Consider the following 17,451-nt stretch of genomic DNA (forward strand, 5'->3'; position numbering starts at 1 on the left):
CGAGCCAGGTTCTCGGACATGACCCCAGCCTACGTTCCTTCGGATACTCCATCCGATTCGTGCTACCTTCTAAACGGATTATCTATCCGGAACGGAGAGGGCTATGCAGGACTTCGAGTGGCAGACCAGCGAATTGTCGGACCAGAGCGGGCGCACCTTCGTGGTCACCGGCGCGAGCAGCGGCGTCGGACTGGAGGTCGCCAAGGCCCTGCTGGCGGCGAACGGCACGGTGATCGCGGGCGTACGGGACCCAGCCAAGATGACCGCACTCCTCCCGCAACTCGGGCCGAGTGACGGCGAGGGACGACTGGTGGTGCGCTCCGTCGACGTCGCCGACCTGCGCTCGATCGACGCCTTCGCCGCCGGGCTCGAGCGCGACGGCTTCGTGCTCGACGCACTCGTGAACAACGCCGGCATCACCACCTCGACGTTCGAGACGAGCCCCGACGGAATCGAGCTGACGTTCGCCACCAACCTCATCGGCCCCGCACGACTGACCGAAAACCTGCTGCCACTCCTCACGGCAACCGACCCTCGAGTCGTCCTGGTCGGCTCGAACTTCTCCCAGCGCACCGCGAAGGCGCCCGACCTCACCGCCGTCGGCAACCCGTCGAGCTTCAGCCAGCTCGGCACCTACCAGGCATCCAAGATCGCGGCCGCCGCCTACGCGGTGAGCCTCGGCCAGCGCCTGACCACGGCAGGATCCCGGGTGCGCTCGGTCATCGCACACCCCGGCGTCGCCGCCACCGCCATGGCCACACAGGCCGACAACGCCGTCACCAAGGCCATCGCCAAGATCGTGGTGGGTCGGATCGCGCGCCAACCCTCCGACTCGGCCCGCTCCGTGATTTGGTCGGCCACCTCACCCGACGTCGAGCAAGGGGTCTTCGTCGGACCAGACATCAAGCGGCGTTTGACTGTCCTCCGCGCGGTTTTGGTCCGCGGTGCCGCCGCCGACCCCGCCTTCCAGGCACGCGTCAACCAGTTCATCCACGAACACACGCCAACCTGACCGCAGACAGACGCCGACGTCGCAGCTCAGCTGCTGAGCGCGCGGAGCACGACCGCCGTGACCGCCAGGAGTGCGATGACCAGGGCTGGGGCCCATCGTGCGGCGGTGTCGTGGACCCGAACACGCATTGCCACTGCCCCGAACATCAGCACGGCGAAGGGCAGCTGCAGCGAGGATCCCCAGCGGTGCCCACCAGGTCCCCACGATCAGACCGGCGGCGCCGAGGACCTCGGCGGCTCCGACCAGGCGGTACCAGCGGAGCGGAACGTGGAGGTGCTCAGCCTCCGTCCCGACCGCCGCGCCCCCGGAGGTTTTCTCACCGGGCGGGGTGTGAGTGTGTCGTGGTCTGCGTGATTGCGGCGATGGTCTGAACACCTGCGAGTCGAGGAAGCAGGGCGACAGTGGCCGCAATGACGCCGTACGGGACGTTTCGACAAGCTCAGCGACACGCGGAAACCAGATGTCACGTGTTCCCGTAAGACACTTTGGGTGGACCTGAGGGGAATCGAACCCCTGACCTTCTCATTGCGAACGAGACGCGCTACCAACTGCGCCACAGGCCCGTGAACCTCAGCAACATTATCACGCCCGCCACCGCGGGATGGAGCCATCACCGCCCCCGGCATCCCCTCGCGATGCGCGACCGAGGAGCGCCCAGGCATCCGGATCACCGAGGCGCCGCGCGCGCTCGTCGAACCTCCGCCCGGGATGGCGTCAGTCCGGCCGCTCCAGGTGGAACACACTGTCGACGACGGAGTACTCGTCGCGATAGCCACCGCGCGCGATCGGCCGCATCGCCGCTGTGTCGACGCGCCCGTCCGGCAGCACGAACGCCTCGTCGAGGTGCACGCCGACGACCTGGCCCAGCACCATCCAGCGCTCGAGCGGCGCGCCACCGGCATCCGAGAGCCGCACGATCTGCGTGACGCGGCATTCGAGGGCCGCAGGCGAGGCAGCCACCCGCGGCGGGGCGACGAGCGTTGAGGGGGCGCTTTCCAGGCCGGCGAACGCGAACTCCGACTCACCGCGCGGCAATTCCGTCGACGAGAGGTTCATCTGCTCCCGCAGCCCGTGCGTCGCCATGCTCCACACGAACTCGCCGCGCCGCTGCGCGTGCGTCGCCGAGTCTTTGAACTGGTCGCTGGAGAACATGACGATGGGCGGCCGATCCGACACCGCGTTGAAGAAGCTGTAGGGGGCGAGGTTCGGCATGCCGTCGGCGTCGAGTGTCGAGATCCACCCGATCGGCCGGGGCGCGATGATGGCCTTGAATGGGTCGTGCGGCAGCAGGTCGCGGTCGCGCGCGGCGGGCTCGTAGAACACCGTGTCAGCCGGCAGCGCGGCGGGCGAGCAGTTGCCGGACGTGCTCCTCGATCTCGGCGTCGCCCGACTGGCCGGTCAGCGCGGTGTTGTCGCGCACGGCGCGCGCCGCAGCGATGTCGGGCGGCGGCGGGCTCAGGCGCTCGGCGCGCGAGCGCAGCGCCTCTTCGCGGGCAGCCTCACGCAGCGCGCGCTGGGCATCGGCGGTGTCGAGCGCGGCCGCGGCCTGCGAGCCCGACGCCGAGGCGAGAGGCTGCGGCAGGGTGCGCGGCGTCCACGTGCGATCGTCGAGGAGATCGGATGCCGGCAGCGACGGCGCGTGCCGCACAGCCTCCGGGGCAGACGCCGCGCGGGCCTCGGAACGGACCGCGACCCGCGACATCCGGTGCAGAAGCGCTCCGCACAGCACCGCGACTCCCCCTCCGGTCCACAGCGCGAGCTGCGATCCAGTGGTGACGACAGACCACACGCCCCAGCCGATGAGTCCGAGCGCCGCGATCCCGACGGTGGTCACCACGAGCCGTGTGCGGCGGCGGGCCCGCGCCCGGCGTGCGGCGGGCTGAGCGTGCGCGGCAGCGCGCTCGGCGCGTGCCTTCTCCAGCTCGGCGCGCGCGATCTCGGCCTCCGCGCGAGAACGCTCGAGCTCGGCCTGCTCGAGGTCTGCCTTCGCGCGCTTGGCCAGGCGCTGCTGGGCCAGCGCCGTGCGCGCGTTGAGCTCGAGCCGCACCTCCTCCGGCGTCTCGCTCGTCTCGGCGAGCACGCGCAACGCCTGGTTGAGGCGAACCGCGTTGCGCTCGGCGGCATTGAACTGGTGGCGGCTGTGCCAGCTCGGCAAGAGGTAGACGAGCCACAGCAGCACCGCCACCAGCACGATCACCCCGCCGCCGAGCACCTGCCCACCCATGTGGTACACCGTAGGCGAACGTCTCCGTCGCGACGCGGTGCCTCGCGCGCGTGTCGCAGTCTCAACTTCATGTTGAGGTTCGGCGTTTCGTCTCGCTTCGCTCGCTCAACGACCGGGGGCCCTTCGACAAGCTCAGGAGCCGGGGCGCTCAGGGGCCGGGGGTGGGGATGCGGTCGGCGGGAGGCACGACCGCAGCGTCGCGCGGAGCGTGGCCCGACACCCACCGTTGCAGCACGCCCTGCGGCACGTCCTCGCGCAGCAACGCGAACGCGTAGTGGTCACGCCAGTCGCCGTCGATGTGGATGAAACGGCGACGCAGCCCCTCATAGCGGAATCCGAGCTTTTCCACCACCCGCAGGCTGGCCCGGTTCTCTGGCCGGATGCAGATCTCCATGCGGTGCAGCCCCAGCTCGCCGAAGCACACGTCGGTGGCGAGGGCGACCGAGGTCGGCGTGATGCCGCGGCCGGCGAAGCGCTCGCTCACCCAGTAGCCGATCATCGCCGACGACAGCGAGCCGCGCGCGATGCCCCACACGTTGAGCTGCCCGGCGACCTCCGAGCCGTACTGCATCACGAACGGCACCGACGTGCCGTCGCGATACTGCTGCAGCAGCCGCCTGATGCCGAGCCGCATGTCGAACGACACCGCCCCGTCGGGGTTGGTGGCCTCCCACCGCCGCAGCCACGACCGGTTGGAGAGAAGCTCGTTCTGCAAAACACGAGCATCGCGAGAACGCACCAGCCGGATCGAAACCGGCCCATGCGCGCGAGGTGCGCTCAGATCCACACGCCTTCTCCCTCGCTCCTCGAGCACGGGCGGCTACAGGTCCGCCGCGAACTCCTTCAACCAGGGCCGCAACTCGGGGCCGAGGTCCTCGCGGTCGACCGCGAGCTGCATGATGGCCTTGATGTAGTCAACTCTATCGCCGGTGTCGTACCGCCGACCGCGGAAGACCACGCCGTACACACCCGGCCCCTCGGGGTCGGCCGCGAGCTCTTGCAGGGCGTCGGTGAGCTGGATCTCGCCCCCCTTGCCCGGCTCGGTGCGCTCAAGGATGTCGAACACGGCGGGCGAGAGCAGGTACCGGCCGATGACGGCGAGGTTCGACGGAGCGTCCTCGACGGCGGGCTTTTCCACGAGGCCCGTGATCCGCACGACGTCGGGGGTGTCGGTGGGCTCGACCGCGGCGGCGCCGTACAGGTGGATGTGGTCGGGATCGACCTCCATGAGGGCGATGACGATCGCCGCGCGCTTCTCGTGCTCGGCGATCATGGTCTCCAGCAGCGGGTCGCGCTCGTCGATGAGATCGTCGCCCAGCATCACGGCGAACGACGAGTCGCCGACGTGCGCTCGCGCGCGCAAGACGGCGTGCCCGAGTCCGCGCGGCTCGCCTTGGCGGACGTAGTGGATGTCGGCGAGCTCCGTCGACTCCTGCACCCTGGCGAGGCGCCCCTGGTCGCCCTTGTTGCGCAGGTTGTCTTCGAGCTCGGGCACTGAGTCGAAGTGGTTGGCGAGGTTGTGCTTGTTGCGACCGATGATGATCAGGATGTCGTCGATGCCCGCGGCCGTCGCCTCTTCCACGACGTACTGGATGGCCGGCTTGTCGACGACGGGAAGCATCTCCTTCGGCATCGCTTTCGTGGCGGGAAGAAAGCGCGTGCCCAGGCCGGCGGCCGGGATCACGGCCTTGATGTTGCGAGACATAGCATCAGCCTAGCGACGGCTGTGGCGGCGCGCCCGGCCGTCGGCGAGCGGTCGTAGACTCGACCCATGTCGCCGGGCATCGAGCACGCCAAGCGGGCCCTTCGCGCCGAATTGCGCGAACGCCGGCAACTGCTGTCGGAGGCGCAGCGCGCCGCCGCGGCGGTCGGCGTCGCCGAGCAACTCGACCGGCTGGTCGAGCGCCATCGGGCGCGATCGATCTCGTGCTATCTGTCCGCGACGACCGAGCCGGGGACGGCCGAGTTCCTCGCCGGGGCGATGGTCCGCGGCATCCGCGTGCTTCTTCCGATCACGCGCGCCGACGGGCTGCTGGACTGGGTCGTCGCCACCCCCGACCAAGAGGTCGTCGAGGCCGCGTACGGCGTTCCCGAGCCGGTCGCCGAAGTGCTCGGCCCGATCGCCGTCGGCGACGTGGACCTCATGATTATCCCGGCCGCCTCGGTCGACCGCACCGGCATGCGCCTGGGCTGGGGCCGCGGCTACTTCGACAAGACGCTCGGCTCGATGGAGGGCTGCCCGCCGGTGTACGCCGTCGTCTTCGACTCCGAGTTCGCCGACGAGGTGCCCAGCGAGCCGCACGACGAGCGTGTGACGGGAGTCGTCACTCCGACGCGTACCATCGATCTGGCGCCGCGCACACGATGACCTGAAGAGAGGCCCCCATGCCGACTTACGCTTACGCGTGCAAGTCCTGTGACCACCGCTTCGACGCCGTGCAGTCGTTCAGCGAGCCCGCGCTCACGCGGTGCCCGGAGTGCGACGGCCCGCTGCGCAAGGAGTACGGGTCGATCGGCGTGACCTTCAACGGCTCGGGCTTCTACCGCACCGACTCGCGCGCGGGATCAAGCGAGAAGAAGGGGCAGGATGCCGCTTCGCCCGCCTCGCCCGGCAGCTCGTCTCCATCGAAGGAGTCGTCGAGCGGCTCGTCGCCGGCCACGCCGTCGAGTGCCGGCGCATCGACATCCAGTTCGTGACCGGCAAACCAGCCGGCAAAGGAAGGGAGCACCATGTCTGAGAAGAAGGGCCTCATCGCAGGCTTCAAGGAGTTCATCGCCGGGGGCAACGTCATCGACCTCGCAGTCGCCGTGGTCATCGGCACGGCGTTCACGACCATCGTCACCGCGGCGGTCGAAAACATCATCAACCCGCTCCTCGGCCTGTTCCTGCCCTCGGGCAGTCTTTCCGGGTGGGTCATCTCTGTGCCGGCCGTCTTCGGCACCGCCGCGACGTTCGGCATCGGAGCGCTGATCCAAGCGATCATCAACTTCCTCGCGATCGCTCTCGTGGTGTACTTCTTCATCGTCCGGCCGTTCGCCGCGATGAAGGCGCGCGCCGACGCCAAGAAGGCGCCCGCCGAAGAGGAGCCGGCCGGCCCGACCCAAGAGGAGCTGCTCGTGCAGATCCGAGACCTGCTCGCCCGCAACGGCGCGTAGGCGAACTGGGGCAGCGCCGCGGGGCGCGCCCGCGGGTCAGTAGTGCGGGGGGACGTCGCGCCGCAAGCGGTCGTCGTTCGGACCGGATGCCGCGTCCTCGCCGGGCGGGGCGTCGTCGTCGGCCGAGACGGGCTCTCCCGTGGTGCCCGGCGCGGGGGTCAACCGCGCTCGGCGGCTGCCGAGCCGCTCGACGCGCTGCCGGTCGTCACTCGATGGCATCGAGGGGCTGGGTGTCGGTGTCGGAGGTCGGCGCTTCGGGCTGGATGCCGAGGACGCCCGCGACGCGGGCCGCGACAGCAGCCGGGTCGCTGTACAGGTCGAAGGCGTGCACGCGCACGTAGTGCCAGCCGAGGCGGCGCAGCACTTGCGGACGCAGCCGCAGCGACTCGCGCAGCGACTCGCCGCGCGACTCCGGGTCGCTTTCCACGACGACGGCCTTGCCGGCGTGCTGCGCCACCAGCGGCAGCCGTCCGCGGTAGTCGACGTCGACCGACGCGCCGAGGCGGCGCAGCTCGCGTGCGAGCGCGAGCGTGAGCGGGTCGGCGAGGTCTTCGAGCCGCGCCTCGCGGGCGCGCGCGGCAAGCCCTCCCAGGATGCCCATGAGCGTCTGCGCGCCGTGCTCGAGCCGGCCGTCGTCGAACGCCGACGGCCGGATGGACGACACGATCACCATCGAGCGGCGCGCGCGCGTCATCCCGACCGTCAGCAGCCTCTCGCCGTCGGGAGTCGACAGGTCTCCGAAGTCGCTGAGCACCCGGCCGTGCTTGGTGAGCCCGAAGCCGAGCGAGAACACGACGCGGTCGCGGCTCTCGGCGACCGACTCCTCCAGGGTGAGCACGGCGAACGGCTCGGCGGTGTCGCGCCCGACGAAGTCGGCGACATCCGACCGGCCCGCGAACGCGGCCGTCACCGCGGCCCGCACGCGCTCGGCGTGCTTGCGGCTCGCGGTCACGACCATGAGCGTCTCGTCGGCGCGGGCGCGCGCGTGCTCGACGACGAGCGAGACGACGCGGTCGACCTCGGCATCCGGGCTCTCCACCGCCCCCGTCACCGGGTCGGGGGTTCCCGTGCCGCCCTCGACGTAGTCCACGCTCAGGCTGCCGCGGCCGAGGTACGACCCCGCCCAGGGCAGAGACACCAGCTCTCCCCCGTAGAACGCCTCGTTGACAAGCTCGGCGAGGTCTTCGCCGCCCGCGCGGTAGCTGCGGGTGAGCGTGGCCACCGGCACAATCTCGGCCAGTCGCTCGAACACCGACGTGTCGTCGAACGGCGGCTCGGGGCCGTCATGCGGCATCGCGCCCACCTCGAACGGGGTCGGCCGCTGGGTCACCGGGTCGCCGAAGGCCACCACCTGGCGGGCGCGGCGCAGCGCGGGCGCGGCCTCAGCGAGGCAGATCGCCGCGGCATCCGCGATGATCACGGTGTCGAACTCGATGTCGTCGGGGATCCGCGGCACGTCGTAGGGCGACGCGAGCCACACCGGCACGAGGGCGTGGGCGAGCGCCGGAGCCGCCGTGACCACGTCGGCCGGGGTCGGCGCGCCGCGCAGGACGGTCTTGAGCGCCTCGGCCTGCGCGGGCTCGTCGACGATCGCGATGCGCCACTTCGTGGCCAGCCGCCACGCCAGCAACTGCCCGGAGGCGCCGACGTGCGCCTCGTCGACGAGCCGGAAGTCGCGCTCGAGGCGGTCGACGACGGACGTGTTGGCGCCGAGGAGGGCGCGCTCGCTGCGCAGCAGATGCTCGAGCGTGGACTGCCACCACGCGAACTCGAGCTCGGCGCCCACTTCGTCCTCGGGCACGTGTCGCACCGACAGCTCGGTCAGCAGCGGCTCGAGCCCGAGGGCGGCCAGCTCGTCGCGCAGCGTCGTGCGCTCGATGAGGTTGTCGAAGTAGGCGGACTCTGCCGCGAGCTCGCCGAGCACCCGCACGAGCTGGGCGACCGGCAACGCGGCGAGCCGCTGCGGTCCCGTGCGCCCGAGCGGCGCGTCGAGCTCGCCAAGCTGGGCGTGCACGCGCTGCCACGCGACCTGCACGTCGGCGAGTCCGATCGGCGTCTCGGGCGCGACCCCCACGTCGACGTAGCGCTGCCACTCGGTGCGCTGCTGCTGGATGCGCACGAGCCACTCGTGCATGTCGGCGATGTGCACGCCGGGCCGCACGTACTCGCGCGAGAGCCGCTTGAGGTGCCGTCGGGTGGCGCCGCTCATGTTCGGCGCGTCGCGACGGGGCCCGTGCGCCTGGATCAGCTCGCCGAGCGGGCGCTCGAAGACCGTCGGGCTGAACCGGTCGAGCGAGTCGCGGACGCGCGACAGCAGCGTCAGGTAGTCGCCCAGCTCGTCGAGCGTCGCGAACGGGCGCATCCGAGTGTGGCTGATGAGCTCGTACCCGCGCTCGAGCAGCGCCGGCACGTCGTCGCGGCTGAGCCGGCGGGCCAGTCCGTGCGCGGCGCGGGCCTGCTCGGACGTCGCGAACGAGACGCCGTACCACGGCGAGTCGTCGGGCCCGAAGCGGAAGGCGCCCAGCCGCGCCGCGGAGGCGAGGGATGCCGCCGGCTGCTCGCGGTCGTCGGCCAAACGCTCCAGCGTGTCGAAGTCGAGTCGCGCGGCGGTGCAAGGGGCGGGCGTGCGCGCGGCGAGGTCGGTGAGGCGGCGCAGCGCGTCAAGCGGCGAGACGCCGAGGATGGGATGCCGCGTGGTCAGCGCGGCGCGGTAGTCGCGGAGCACGCCCCGCAGCCGCACGAGGGCGTCGTCCACGTCGGCGACTGCCGGGTTCTCAGCCTTCTCGTTGCGCCCGATCGCGCGGATGAGGTCGCGTCGCAGGCTCGGCGGCGATACCGCGAGTCCGGGCAGGCCCACGCCGGCCAGCCGGTGGCGCGTCCCCTCGAGCGTCGAGCGGCGCGCACTCACCACGAGCACCCGCTTGTCGGCCTGCACCAGCGCGCCGACGGCGTTGATCACCGTCTGCGTCCCCCCGGTGCCGGGGAGAGTGTGCACGGCCAGCGACTGGCCGGCCGCGATGCGCGCAAGGACGTCCTCCTGCTCGGCGTCCGCGTCGAGCAGGAGCGTGTCGGAGGCCGGCGCGCGCTCGTCCGGCCCGAGCCGGGCGGGCACGGGCCGGTCGATCCGCAGCTCGTCCCGAGCTGCGGAATCGCCGGCGAGCGCGTCGAGCAGCGGGTGGGCGAGGTCGGTGGCGTCGCGCGCCATCCCCGCTCCCACGTCGGCGAACGTCGACACGACAAGCCGGGGCTGGACCGTGAAGCTGTCGATCGCCGACGTGCTCGCGCGCAGGCGGTCGATCACCGGCTGCGGCTTGAAGACGCCTTCGGCGAGCGCGAGCCGCGCGAGCGCGTCGCCGTCGATCTCGACTCCGAAGTGCTCCCGCAGCGCGCGCACGAGCTCGGGGTTGACAGCGAACGCGCCGTGCAGTTTGAGCTCGAAGTCGTCGTGGCGGCGGCGGATCGCGAGCGGCCGCAGCAACACCGGCGCGCAGGAGGACTGCCCGCCGATCCGCCACGACGCGAGGCCCACCGCGAAGTGGACGGCCTCGAGCCCGCGCACCGTGCGCAGCTCGACGTTCTTGGCGTTCACGCGAGTGGCCGACAGCCGCGCGGTGCGCAGCGCGACCTCGTCGCGGAAGAGGTTCGACAGCAGAGTCGACTTGCCGGTGACGAACGCGGGGAGGCTGCTCGGGTGCGCCTTCGTGATCTCGATGCCGGCCTCCGGCTCGTCGCGGTAGCGCAGCAACGACGAATGCCCACCGAGCCCGGCCGCCTCGGCACGCAAGCGCGCGCGCTCGGGCGGGGCGGCGTCGACCGCGCGCGCACCCGCCTCGCCCGGGCCCGCGGTCGCCTCGGACGCGTCTTCTTCAGCGTCCGTCACGACACTCCCTGCTCGCCACACACTCGCCAGACTAGGCCGGGGGCGGCCCCGTCGTCCCGCATACCCGCCGAGTTTCGCGGTATTGCGCGTCACGCGCTTCGCCCGCCCGATCGGGGATTGCCGCAACGACGCGGGCGCTGCTCCTGCACAGGCGCCGCGGACGGGCCATCTTTCCCCAGATCGCGGATCAGCCGCCATGCGTGTCGTCGCGCGGGGCAAGGATGGGGTCATGACCTGGCTGCGCTTCGGAACCGAGCCCACCCCCATCGGCACCGCCGTGATCGCCGTCACCGACGAGGGGCTGGTGGCGCTGGAGATCACGGAGGCGCCGCCCGAGCTCGTGCTCGAGCCGGCGATGCACCGGCTCGCGGCGGTCGCCGAGCACGACCCGGTCGCCGTCGAGCCGGTCGCCCGCCAGCTGCGGGAGTACTTCGACGGCGAACGCGCCGAGTTCGATATCGCCATCGACTGGCGGCTCGTGCGGGGCTTCACGCGGGCAGCCCTCGAGGCGGTCTGCCGCATCCCGTACGGCGAGACCGCGTCGTACGGCGAGGTGGCGGTCTGGGCGGGCGCTCCACGTGCGGCGCGCGCGGTGGGGACCGCGTGCGCGACGACGCCGATCAGCGTTGTCGTGCCGGTGCACCGCGTGGTGCGCTCCGACGGCAGCCTGGGCGCGTACGGCGCCCGGCCCGAGCTCAAGAGGTTCCTGGTGAACCTCGAGCGCGCGATCGAATAGGCCGGTCGCGCGGCGCGTCCCCGGGGCCGGACACTCCCTGGGGACGCGCGTGCGCGGGGTAGGGTGTGTGCATGGCTCGAAGAATCGTCCACCAGTTCGTCGACGACCTCGACGGCACCGTCCTCGAGGTCGGCGAAGGCGAGACCGTCCTGTTCTCGCTCGACGGCACCGCTTACGAGATCGACCTGAACGACGCGAACGCCGCGGCGCTGCGCGACGCGCTGCAGCCGTATGTCTCCGCGGGGCGCCGCGTCTCGGGCGGGCGCTCGTCCTCGAGCCCCGTCGGCCGCCGACGGAGGGGCCAGCGCGACTTCGGCCCCATCCGCGCGTGGGCGAAAGACAACGGCTACCAGGTCTCCGAGCGCGGCCGGGTTCCGGCATCCGTCATCGAAGCGTACGACGCAGCGCACTGACGCGGCCGCTCTAGCATGGGGTGGTGACCCGTACGTGGCGTGCGACGCTCAAAGCGAACCGGCGCGCCTCGCTGTTGAGATCGGCAGCGCACCTGTTCGCCGAGCGCGGCTTCGCTGCCGTGTCGACGATCGAGCTGGGCGAGGCGGTCGGGATGAGCGGGCCCGCGCTGTACAACTACTTCCCGAGCAAAGAGGCGTTGCTGTGCGAGTTGCTCGTCGACGCCAGCAGCCGCTTGCTGGCGGGCTGTCGTGACATCCTCGACGAGGCCGCGACCGACGGCGAGCGGCTCGACCGGCTGATCGAGTTCCACCTCGACTTCGCGACGGCAGACCCCGACGTCATCCGCATCCAGGATCGCGAGCTCGCCCAGCTGCCGCGTGAGGCGAACCACGAGGTGCGCAGCCTGCAACGATGGTACGTGCAGGAGTGGGACCGCGTGCTGGCGGCGCTGCGCCCCGGGATGTCCGACGCCGAGCGGCAGACCCGGCTGCTCGGGGTGTTCGGCCTGCTGAACTCGACCCCGTACAGCGCGTCGCCGACGGGGCGCGGAGCCGGGTCGATCCTGGCCGGGATGGCGCACCGCGCCCTGCTGGGCGACTAATCCGGCCCGGACGCCTGCCGGTGCGGCGCGATGACAGCGAGCGTCTGCCCGCTCGCGCGTCGCGTAGCGTGGGGGTGCGCGCTCCGCGGCGCGCGGAGAGGCCGGTCATGAGAGTCGTCACAGCGTCGGACTGGCGCGACGGGCTGCCGTTCGAGACGCCGTTGATCCTCGAGTCCGTGCTCCCTGGCGAGCCGGCTCGCTGCTCGTCGTGCGGCGGCGAGTCGGCGCCGCTCCCCCGTGCCGAGCTGTGGGCGGTCAAGCACCGGCATCCGCGACACCACGACGGGTTCGTGCGCTTCTACTGCGCCGCGCACCTGCCGGCGGTGAAGCCACCCGAGCCCGCGGCGCGGAAGCGGGCGTCCGCGCCATCCCGCCCCCGCGCGCCGAAGCGCGTCGTCGTCGAGAAGCCGAGCGTGTTCTGCCCCGACTGCTTCGTGGAGGTGCCGGCGACGGGCGTCTGCGGCATGTGCGGCCAGCCCGTGTAGTCGTGCGGCTCCGCCGTCTGCGAGGCTGGAGGGATGCAGAGGACGGTGGGCGCCCAGCTCGTGATCGACGTGGCAGAGCCGGCGGAGATCGTGCTCGCGGTCGCCGCCGCCGAGCGCGACACCGCGTTCGACGAGAGCTTCACCGCAGTGTCGGACGGCGTGGCCGTCGCCGCCGAGGTGGTCCCCGAGGCGCACGGCACGCGGCTGCACCGCATCGCCGCGCCGGTGGGCAGGCTCGTCGTCGACTGCCGCGCGGTGATCGACGGGCGCTCCCCCACCCCCGCGGTGACCGACGCCGACCGTTTCGTCTACCTCCGCCCCAGCCGCTACGCCGAGTCAGACACGCTGGCCGCGGTCGCCGCGGCGGAGTTCGAGGGGGTGGATGGCGCGGCCGCGCTGACCTTCGCCGTCTCGTCGTGGGTCGGCACGCAGCTCTCCTACGTGAGCGGCTCGAGCCGCCCGACCGACGGGGCCGTGCAGACCCTGCTCGCGCGGCAGGGCGTGTGCCGCGACTTCGCGCACGTGTGCGTCGCGCTGCTGCGCTCGCTGGGCGTGCCGGCGCGGCTCGCGGCGGTGTACGCGCCCGGGCTCGACCCGATGGACTTCCACGCCGTGGCCGAGGCCGCCGTCGACGGCCGATGGCGAGTGGTGGATGCCACGGCGCTCGCGCCGCGCTCGTCGCTCGTTCGCATCGCGACCGGGCGGGACGCGGCCGACACCGCGTTCATGAGCGTGCTGGGCGGCCGTGCGGACCTCGTCAACATGACGGTGTCGGCAGTGGCCGACGCGCTGCCTGACGACGACCTCACGCAGCTGGTCTCGATCGCCTGACGCTCACCCGGAGACAGCCTCCCAGGGGTTGAGCAAGCGGACGCCGGCGCGCCCGAAGTCCTTGGTGTTGCGCGTGACCAGCGTGAGATCGTGCACGATCGCGGTCGCCGCGATGAGCGCGTCCAGCTCGGGCATCGGATCGGGAATGTGCAGCGTCGCGGCCACGATTGCTGTGCGCTCGTCGACCGGCAGGATGCCTTCCCCGGCTATCGGTCGCACGTCCTCGTCCAACCACAGACGCAAGGGTGCCGCACCGATCGGGTCGCCGCGCTCCTTCCGCCGAACGCCCCGCTCGAGTTCGAGCATCGTCACAACGCTGAGGGCGAGCCATCCCACCTCTTGCTCTCTCAGCCACGCCATCAACGAGGCCGACCGCTTCAGGCGAGCGTCACTGACGACGTTCGTGTCGAGGAGGTACCTCACAGCCCGAGCTCGCGGAGCAATTCGACCCGGCGCTCACCCAGCTCGACGTCGTCGGGAAGCGGCGGCTTCGGTGGCGGCGACCGCATCCGGCCCCTTGTGGCGTCAGGCCGGGGCTGCCACCGTCTGCTCGGGCGCGCCGGCCTGCTCCGTCGCCGTGCCCGCGCTCTTGTCCCGGGGGACGAGAAGCGTGAGGATCACGCCGGCAGCCGCCGCAGCCGCCCCGATGACAAAGCACGTCTGGAAGGCTCCGTGTGTGGGGATCGTGGTCTCGCCGCCGAGAGTGGTGGTCTGGCTGGTGAGGACGATGCCCATGACCGCGCCGGCGACGGCGGTGCCCATCGAGCGCATGAGCGAGTTGACACCGACGCTGGACGACGCCTCGTCGCGGGGGACGTTGCCCAGGATGAGGGCGGGCATCGCGGCGTAGCCGATGCCGACGCCGCAGGAGGAGACGATGGTCGCGAGCAGGAGCTTCCACGGCTCGTCGGTGAGGAACACGCCCATGACGTAGCCGGCGGAGAGCACTCCGGCGCCGATCGCGAGGGTGATGCGCCCGCCGAACCGTGTCAGCAAGGCGGAGCAAACGGGAGACATCGCCAGCATCATCAGCCCCGCCGGCGCCATCCACAGGCCGGTCTGCAGGATGGACTGGCCGAGCCCGTACCCGGTGGCCGTGGGCATCTCCAGCAGCTGGGGGACGACCACCGACTGGGCCATCATGCCGAAGCCGACCACCAGCGCCGCAAGATTCGTGAACAGCACAGGCAGCCGCACCGTGGTGCGCAGGTCGACGAGCGGGGAATGATGCCTGACCTCGTAGAAGCCCCACGCGACGAGCACGAGCGCACCTCCAATAATCATGCCGAGGGTTCCGGTGCTGGCCCAGCCCCAGTCGTTGCCCTTCGTGACGCCGACGAGCACGCTGACGAGGCCGATGGCGAGCCCGATCCCGCCGACCACGTCGACCTTGGCCGGGTGCTCGCGGCGGTGGTGCGGCAGAATGGTCGCGGACAGAGCGATGACGACGACCGCGAGAGCCGAGGAGAGCCAGAACAGCGCGTGCCAGTCCATACTCTGCACGATCAGCGCCGCGAGCGGCAGGCCGAGCGCGCCGCCCACGCCGAGCGTCGCGCTGACCGCCGACAGGGCGGAGTTGGTCATCCGCGGCGGAGTGACCTCGCGCACCATGCTGATCGCGACGGGGATGTATCCCATCGAGACGCCCTGCAGCACCCGACCGACGAGCACCAGGACGAAGACATCCGTCGTGGCGCACAGCAGCGATCCGGCGAGAAGGATGACCGCGGACGCGACGAGCACCGGCTTCTTGCCGAAGATGTCAGCGAGGCGACCGGTCACGGGCATCGACACGGCGGCTCCGAGCAGCGTCGCCGTCACAACCCACGACGTGTTGCTGGCCGTGGTGTGCAGCAGGTCGGGCAGCTCGGACTGGATCGGGATGACGAGCGACTGCATGAGTGCGGCGCACAGGCTGGAAAAGCCCAGCACCATCACCACCAGCAGAGGGTGAGCCGCCGGCGTGGTCTCGGTGCTCTCGGACGCTGAAACGTGAGCCATCAACAATCCTTCCATCCCGCATCACGGGTATGTAATATACATACGCCTTGACATGTAGAGTACACAAGGCACGGCAGATCAACAAACTGAAGTGGTGATGAGGCCATGAACACGTCGGCACACGACATCCGCAACGAAGCGAACACCCACGTCGATGACTGGCGTCGCCTGGCGGGGCTGCTGGTGACCCTCGAGAGCGTCCGCCGCGTTCTCAGCCAGCGCGCCACCCTCGGCACCGCCGACATGCGCCTGCTCTGGCTCTTCACCGACGGCGAGTCCTACACGCTTCGTCAGATCGCCGAGCGACTCGGCCTGGAGCAGTCCACCGTCAACCGACAAGTCAACGCCGCCGTCACCGCGGGCTTGCTGGTCAAGACACGGGCCGATGGTCGCGCCCCCTACCACTTCACGAGCTCGCCGGAGGGTGTTCGCGAGCTCGAGCGCAACCTCCACACGACGCTGACCGCCTACGGAACCGCCCTGTCGGCGCTCGGAGGCGAGCAGGAGCGGTTCCTCTCGCTCTTCAGCGACTTCGTCGAGGCATACCACGACGCCGTCTTGGAGTCTTCCCCGAGTCCTGCGTGACGGCCTGCGGCGCTCCTGGCCGGTCCGACCACCGTCTTCTGTGCACAGACGGGGACCCACGTCAGCGCCGTCGATGAGGTCGTCGTCGCGGATGCCGCGTAGCCATGCACTGCTACACGGGTCCTTGCCGGTAGAACGCGCAGTGATCTGCGCAAACAGGGTGAACGCGGGGCCTGTCATCCAGCGGCACGATCAGGCCTCCGCCCGGTCGGAGCACAGTGAACCCGATGTGCGCGAAGAATCCCGCGACCGAGGGGTCGCAGTGACCGCCGCTATAGGAGACCGGGGCCGGGAACAGGCTCCCGGCTGAGAGGAGAAGAGTCGATCCGATCCCTCGTCGTTGCCATTCGGGTGCGACTGCGACGGCGTCGATGAACATGGCGTACTGTTCGCCGAGCCGCGCCGAGGTGACGAGGGCAGCACCAATGATGCCCGCCTGCGGGTGTGCGGCTGTGATAACGGTGCGGCTGTCGTCGCCGCGAACAACGGCATCCCCGGCACTTCGAAGGAGCTCGTTGATCCGGCGCGCGCTCGCATCCGCGCCCTGCGTGAACTCCACTCCGTCGTGGAATAGTGCTTTCGCGCGAGCGCGCTGTCTTTGCATCACCGGGACAGGCTCCGCCGCGCCGACCATCACGTCGGGAAACTGCGCCGGGCTGGGGCGGTCGCCCGTAGGACGCCCCCGGAGGAAAGCGTTGATGAATTCCACGGGAGTCCACGGGATGAGGGATTCCGCTGCCAAAGCGGCGAGCGTGCCCGCCGAGGCGAGTTGCTCCGGGCTGGGGAGGTAGCGACCATCAGCTGTGTAGACAGGTGAGCCGTCCAACCAGTACGACCTGGGGCCGAGCCGTTCGGTCACGTCGTACGCGCTCATCCGCACATCGACTTCCGCGACGGCAACGATGCGCGCCTGCGGGGCACACCAGGACACGCCACCGCTGAAGTCGGGGTCTTTCTCGATCTCACCAACCGGCTCGACCTCGTAGAGATCGCCCTGACGACAGATCACACCCGTCCTCTCTTCTCGCTGCTGGATCAGCCCCGCGTACGCCCGGGCAAACGCGCGATCTGACGAGAAGTACACACGGTCCGCGTGTGTGAAGTTCTCCTCATACCCGGGCTGTGCTTCATAGAAGCCCATGTCAGCACCCGCATGGTCGGCCTCGTTCCGTGACATCAGGATCGTTCCGGGAGCCAAGCCGGGGCGACCCCCGTGCCAGAAACGACCAGTCGGCGCAGCGCGATGATCCGCGAGATACGCGACTCTCGCCTGGCGGCGCGCAGCATCCAGGCGATGCTTCTTCGACGTGGCAGTCTTCCTGCTCAACTTCGCTGACATGCCCCCGACAATAACCATCAGCACCGACAACGCCTGTCGGCGCGGGACTGTCTGAATAATGGTGTGTGAGGGTCCGGCCTGATCCGTAAGGAGATGGCCGTGGCTGACACGACCGATGTCGTTGTTGACGACGAGATGATTGATCCCGTGACCGGGGAGATCATCGACCAGAAAGAACTCGCAGAAC

General features: G+C 70.6%; 19 protein-coding genes, 1 tRNA gene and 1 pseudogene. 10 read left to right on the forward strand and 11 right to left on the reverse strand.

The window, feature by feature from the left end; genetic code table 11:
- Window positions 1-103 precede the first annotated feature (103 nt).
- Window positions 104-1,012: an SDR family NAD(P)-dependent oxidoreductase gene (locus QM611_RS09780; RefSeq protein WP_415079728.1), complete on the forward strand. Its 909-nt coding sequence runs from the start codon at window positions 104-106 to the stop codon at window positions 1,010-1,012.
- A gap of 168 nt (window positions 1,013-1,180) precedes the next feature.
- Here QM611_RS09780 and QM611_RS09785 read toward each other — a convergent pair.
- From QM611_RS09785 to galU, 6 genes and pseudogenes are all read right to left on the reverse strand, one after another.
- Window positions 1,181-1,387 (reverse strand): annotated as a pseudogene (locus QM611_RS09785) (DoxX family protein); the annotation flags it as partial.
- A 115-nt stretch (window positions 1,388-1,502) separates the two neighbouring features.
- A tRNA-Ala gene (locus QM611_RS09790) sits at window positions 1,503-1,575 on the reverse strand.
- Window positions 1,576-1,726: 151 nt separating this feature from the next.
- A complete protein-coding gene (locus tag QM611_RS09795) occupies window positions 1,727-2,335 on the reverse strand; it encodes a flavin reductase family protein (protein WP_415079729.1) in 609 nt (202 codons plus the stop codon).
- A 4-nt stretch (window positions 2,336-2,339) separates the two neighbouring features.
- On the reverse strand, window positions 2,340-3,236 hold the full coding sequence (locus QM611_RS09800) for a large exoprotein (RefSeq protein ID WP_415079730.1): 897 nt from the start codon (window positions 3,234-3,236) through the stop codon (window positions 2,340-2,342).
- Window positions 3,237-3,384: 148 nt separating this feature from the next.
- Window positions 3,385-4,023 carry a GNAT family N-acetyltransferase gene (locus QM611_RS09805; protein WP_415079731.1) on the reverse strand — a complete coding sequence of 213 codons (639 nt, stop codon included), beginning with the start codon at window positions 4,021-4,023 and terminating at the stop codon, window positions 3,385-3,387.
- A gap of 33 nt (window positions 4,024-4,056) precedes the next feature.
- Complete coding sequence (gene galU / locus QM611_RS09810; RefSeq protein WP_415079732.1) at window positions 4,057-4,941, reverse strand: UTP--glucose-1-phosphate uridylyltransferase GalU; 885 nt, start codon at window positions 4,939-4,941, stop codon at window positions 4,057-4,059.
- 66 nt (window positions 4,942-5,007) lie between these two features.
- On the opposite strand from galU, the gene QM611_RS09815 reads away from it, so the two are divergent.
- From QM611_RS09815 to mscL, 3 genes are read left to right on the forward strand one after another with little or no spacing between them, the layout of a single operon-like run.
- Complete coding sequence (locus tag QM611_RS09815) at window positions 5,008-5,604, forward strand: 5-formyltetrahydrofolate cyclo-ligase (RefSeq protein ID WP_415079733.1); 597 nt, start codon at window positions 5,008-5,010, stop codon at window positions 5,602-5,604.
- Between the two features lie 17 nt (window positions 5,605-5,621).
- A complete protein-coding gene (locus QM611_RS09820; protein WP_415079734.1) occupies window positions 5,622-5,933 on the forward strand; it encodes an FmdB family zinc ribbon protein in 312 nt (103 codons plus the stop codon).
- A gap of 33 nt (window positions 5,934-5,966) precedes the next feature.
- Window positions 5,967-6,392: a large conductance mechanosensitive channel protein MscL gene (gene mscL / locus QM611_RS09825; RefSeq protein WP_415079735.1), complete on the forward strand. Its 426-nt coding sequence runs from the start codon at window positions 5,967-5,969 to the stop codon at window positions 6,390-6,392.
- Between the two features lie 36 nt (window positions 6,393-6,428).
- On the opposite strand, the gene QM611_RS09830 is transcribed toward mscL, so the two are convergent.
- Complete coding sequence (locus QM611_RS09830; protein ID WP_415079736.1) at window positions 6,429-6,611, reverse strand: hypothetical protein; 183 nt, start codon at window positions 6,609-6,611, stop codon at window positions 6,429-6,431.
- Window positions 6,598-10,272, reverse strand: a complete 3,675-nt coding sequence (locus QM611_RS09835; protein ID WP_415079737.1) for an AAA family ATPase — start codon at window positions 10,270-10,272, stop codon at window positions 6,598-6,600. Before QM611_RS09835 ends, QM611_RS09830 begins: the two co-directional genes overlap by 14 nt.
- 229 nt (window positions 10,273-10,501) lie before the next feature.
- On the opposite strand from QM611_RS09835, the gene QM611_RS09840 reads away from it, so the two are divergent.
- The 5 genes from QM611_RS09840 to QM611_RS09860 all read left to right on the forward strand — a co-directional run bounded on the left by QM611_RS09840 (window position 10,502) and on the right by QM611_RS09860 (window position 13,339).
- Window positions 10,502-11,008 carry a methylated-DNA--[protein]-cysteine S-methyltransferase gene (locus QM611_RS09840; protein ID WP_415079738.1) on the forward strand — a complete coding sequence of 169 codons (507 nt, stop codon included), beginning with the start codon at window positions 10,502-10,504 and terminating at the stop codon, window positions 11,006-11,008.
- A 71-nt stretch (window positions 11,009-11,079) separates the two neighbouring features.
- Window positions 11,080-11,421 carry a histone-like nucleoid-structuring protein Lsr2 gene (locus QM611_RS09845; protein WP_415079739.1) on the forward strand — a complete coding sequence of 114 codons (342 nt, stop codon included), beginning with the start codon at window positions 11,080-11,082 and terminating at the stop codon, window positions 11,419-11,421.
- A 23-nt stretch (window positions 11,422-11,444) separates the two neighbouring features.
- On the forward strand, window positions 11,445-12,023 hold the full coding sequence (locus tag QM611_RS09850; RefSeq protein WP_415079740.1) for a TetR/AcrR family transcriptional regulator: 579 nt from the start codon (window positions 11,445-11,447) through the stop codon (window positions 12,021-12,023).
- A 107-nt stretch (window positions 12,024-12,130) separates the two neighbouring features.
- Complete coding sequence (locus QM611_RS09855; protein WP_415079741.1) at window positions 12,131-12,508, forward strand: glucose-6-phosphate dehydrogenase; 378 nt, start codon at window positions 12,131-12,133, stop codon at window positions 12,506-12,508.
- 33 nt (window positions 12,509-12,541) lie between these two features.
- Window positions 12,542-13,339 (forward strand): transglutaminase-like domain-containing protein, encoded by a 798-nt coding sequence (locus QM611_RS09860; RefSeq protein WP_415079742.1) that lies wholly within the window; start codon window positions 12,542-12,544, stop codon window positions 13,337-13,339.
- Between the two features lie 3 nt (window positions 13,340-13,342).
- Here the strand turns inward: QM611_RS09860 and QM611_RS09865 are convergent, their stop codons facing one another.
- Both QM611_RS09865 and QM611_RS09870 read right to left on the reverse strand, forming a co-directional pair.
- On the reverse strand, window positions 13,343-13,762 hold the full coding sequence (locus tag QM611_RS09865; protein WP_415079743.1) for a type II toxin-antitoxin system VapC family toxin: 420 nt from the start codon (window positions 13,760-13,762) through the stop codon (window positions 13,343-13,345).
- Between the two features lie 102 nt (window positions 13,763-13,864).
- Window positions 13,865-15,340, reverse strand: coding sequence for an MFS transporter (locus QM611_RS09870; RefSeq protein WP_415079744.1), 1,476 nt, complete (start codon window positions 15,338-15,340; stop codon window positions 13,865-13,867).
- A 105-nt stretch (window positions 15,341-15,445) separates the two neighbouring features.
- On the opposite strand from QM611_RS09870, the gene QM611_RS09875 reads away from it, so the two are divergent.
- Window positions 15,446-15,925 (forward strand): MarR family transcriptional regulator, encoded by a 480-nt coding sequence (locus QM611_RS09875; protein ID WP_415079745.1) that lies wholly within the window; start codon window positions 15,446-15,448, stop codon window positions 15,923-15,925.
- 112 nt (window positions 15,926-16,037) lie between these two features.
- Here the strand turns inward: QM611_RS09875 and QM611_RS09880 are convergent.
- Window positions 16,038-17,451 (reverse strand): GNAT family N-acetyltransferase (locus QM611_RS09880; protein WP_415079746.1); only part of this gene is annotated, 1,414 nt, incomplete at its 5' end.

The sequence above is a fragment of the Microbacterium sp. genome, from assembly GCF_047606685.1.
Taxonomy (GTDB): Bacteria; Actinomycetota; Actinomycetes; order Actinomycetales; family Microbacteriaceae; genus Microbacterium.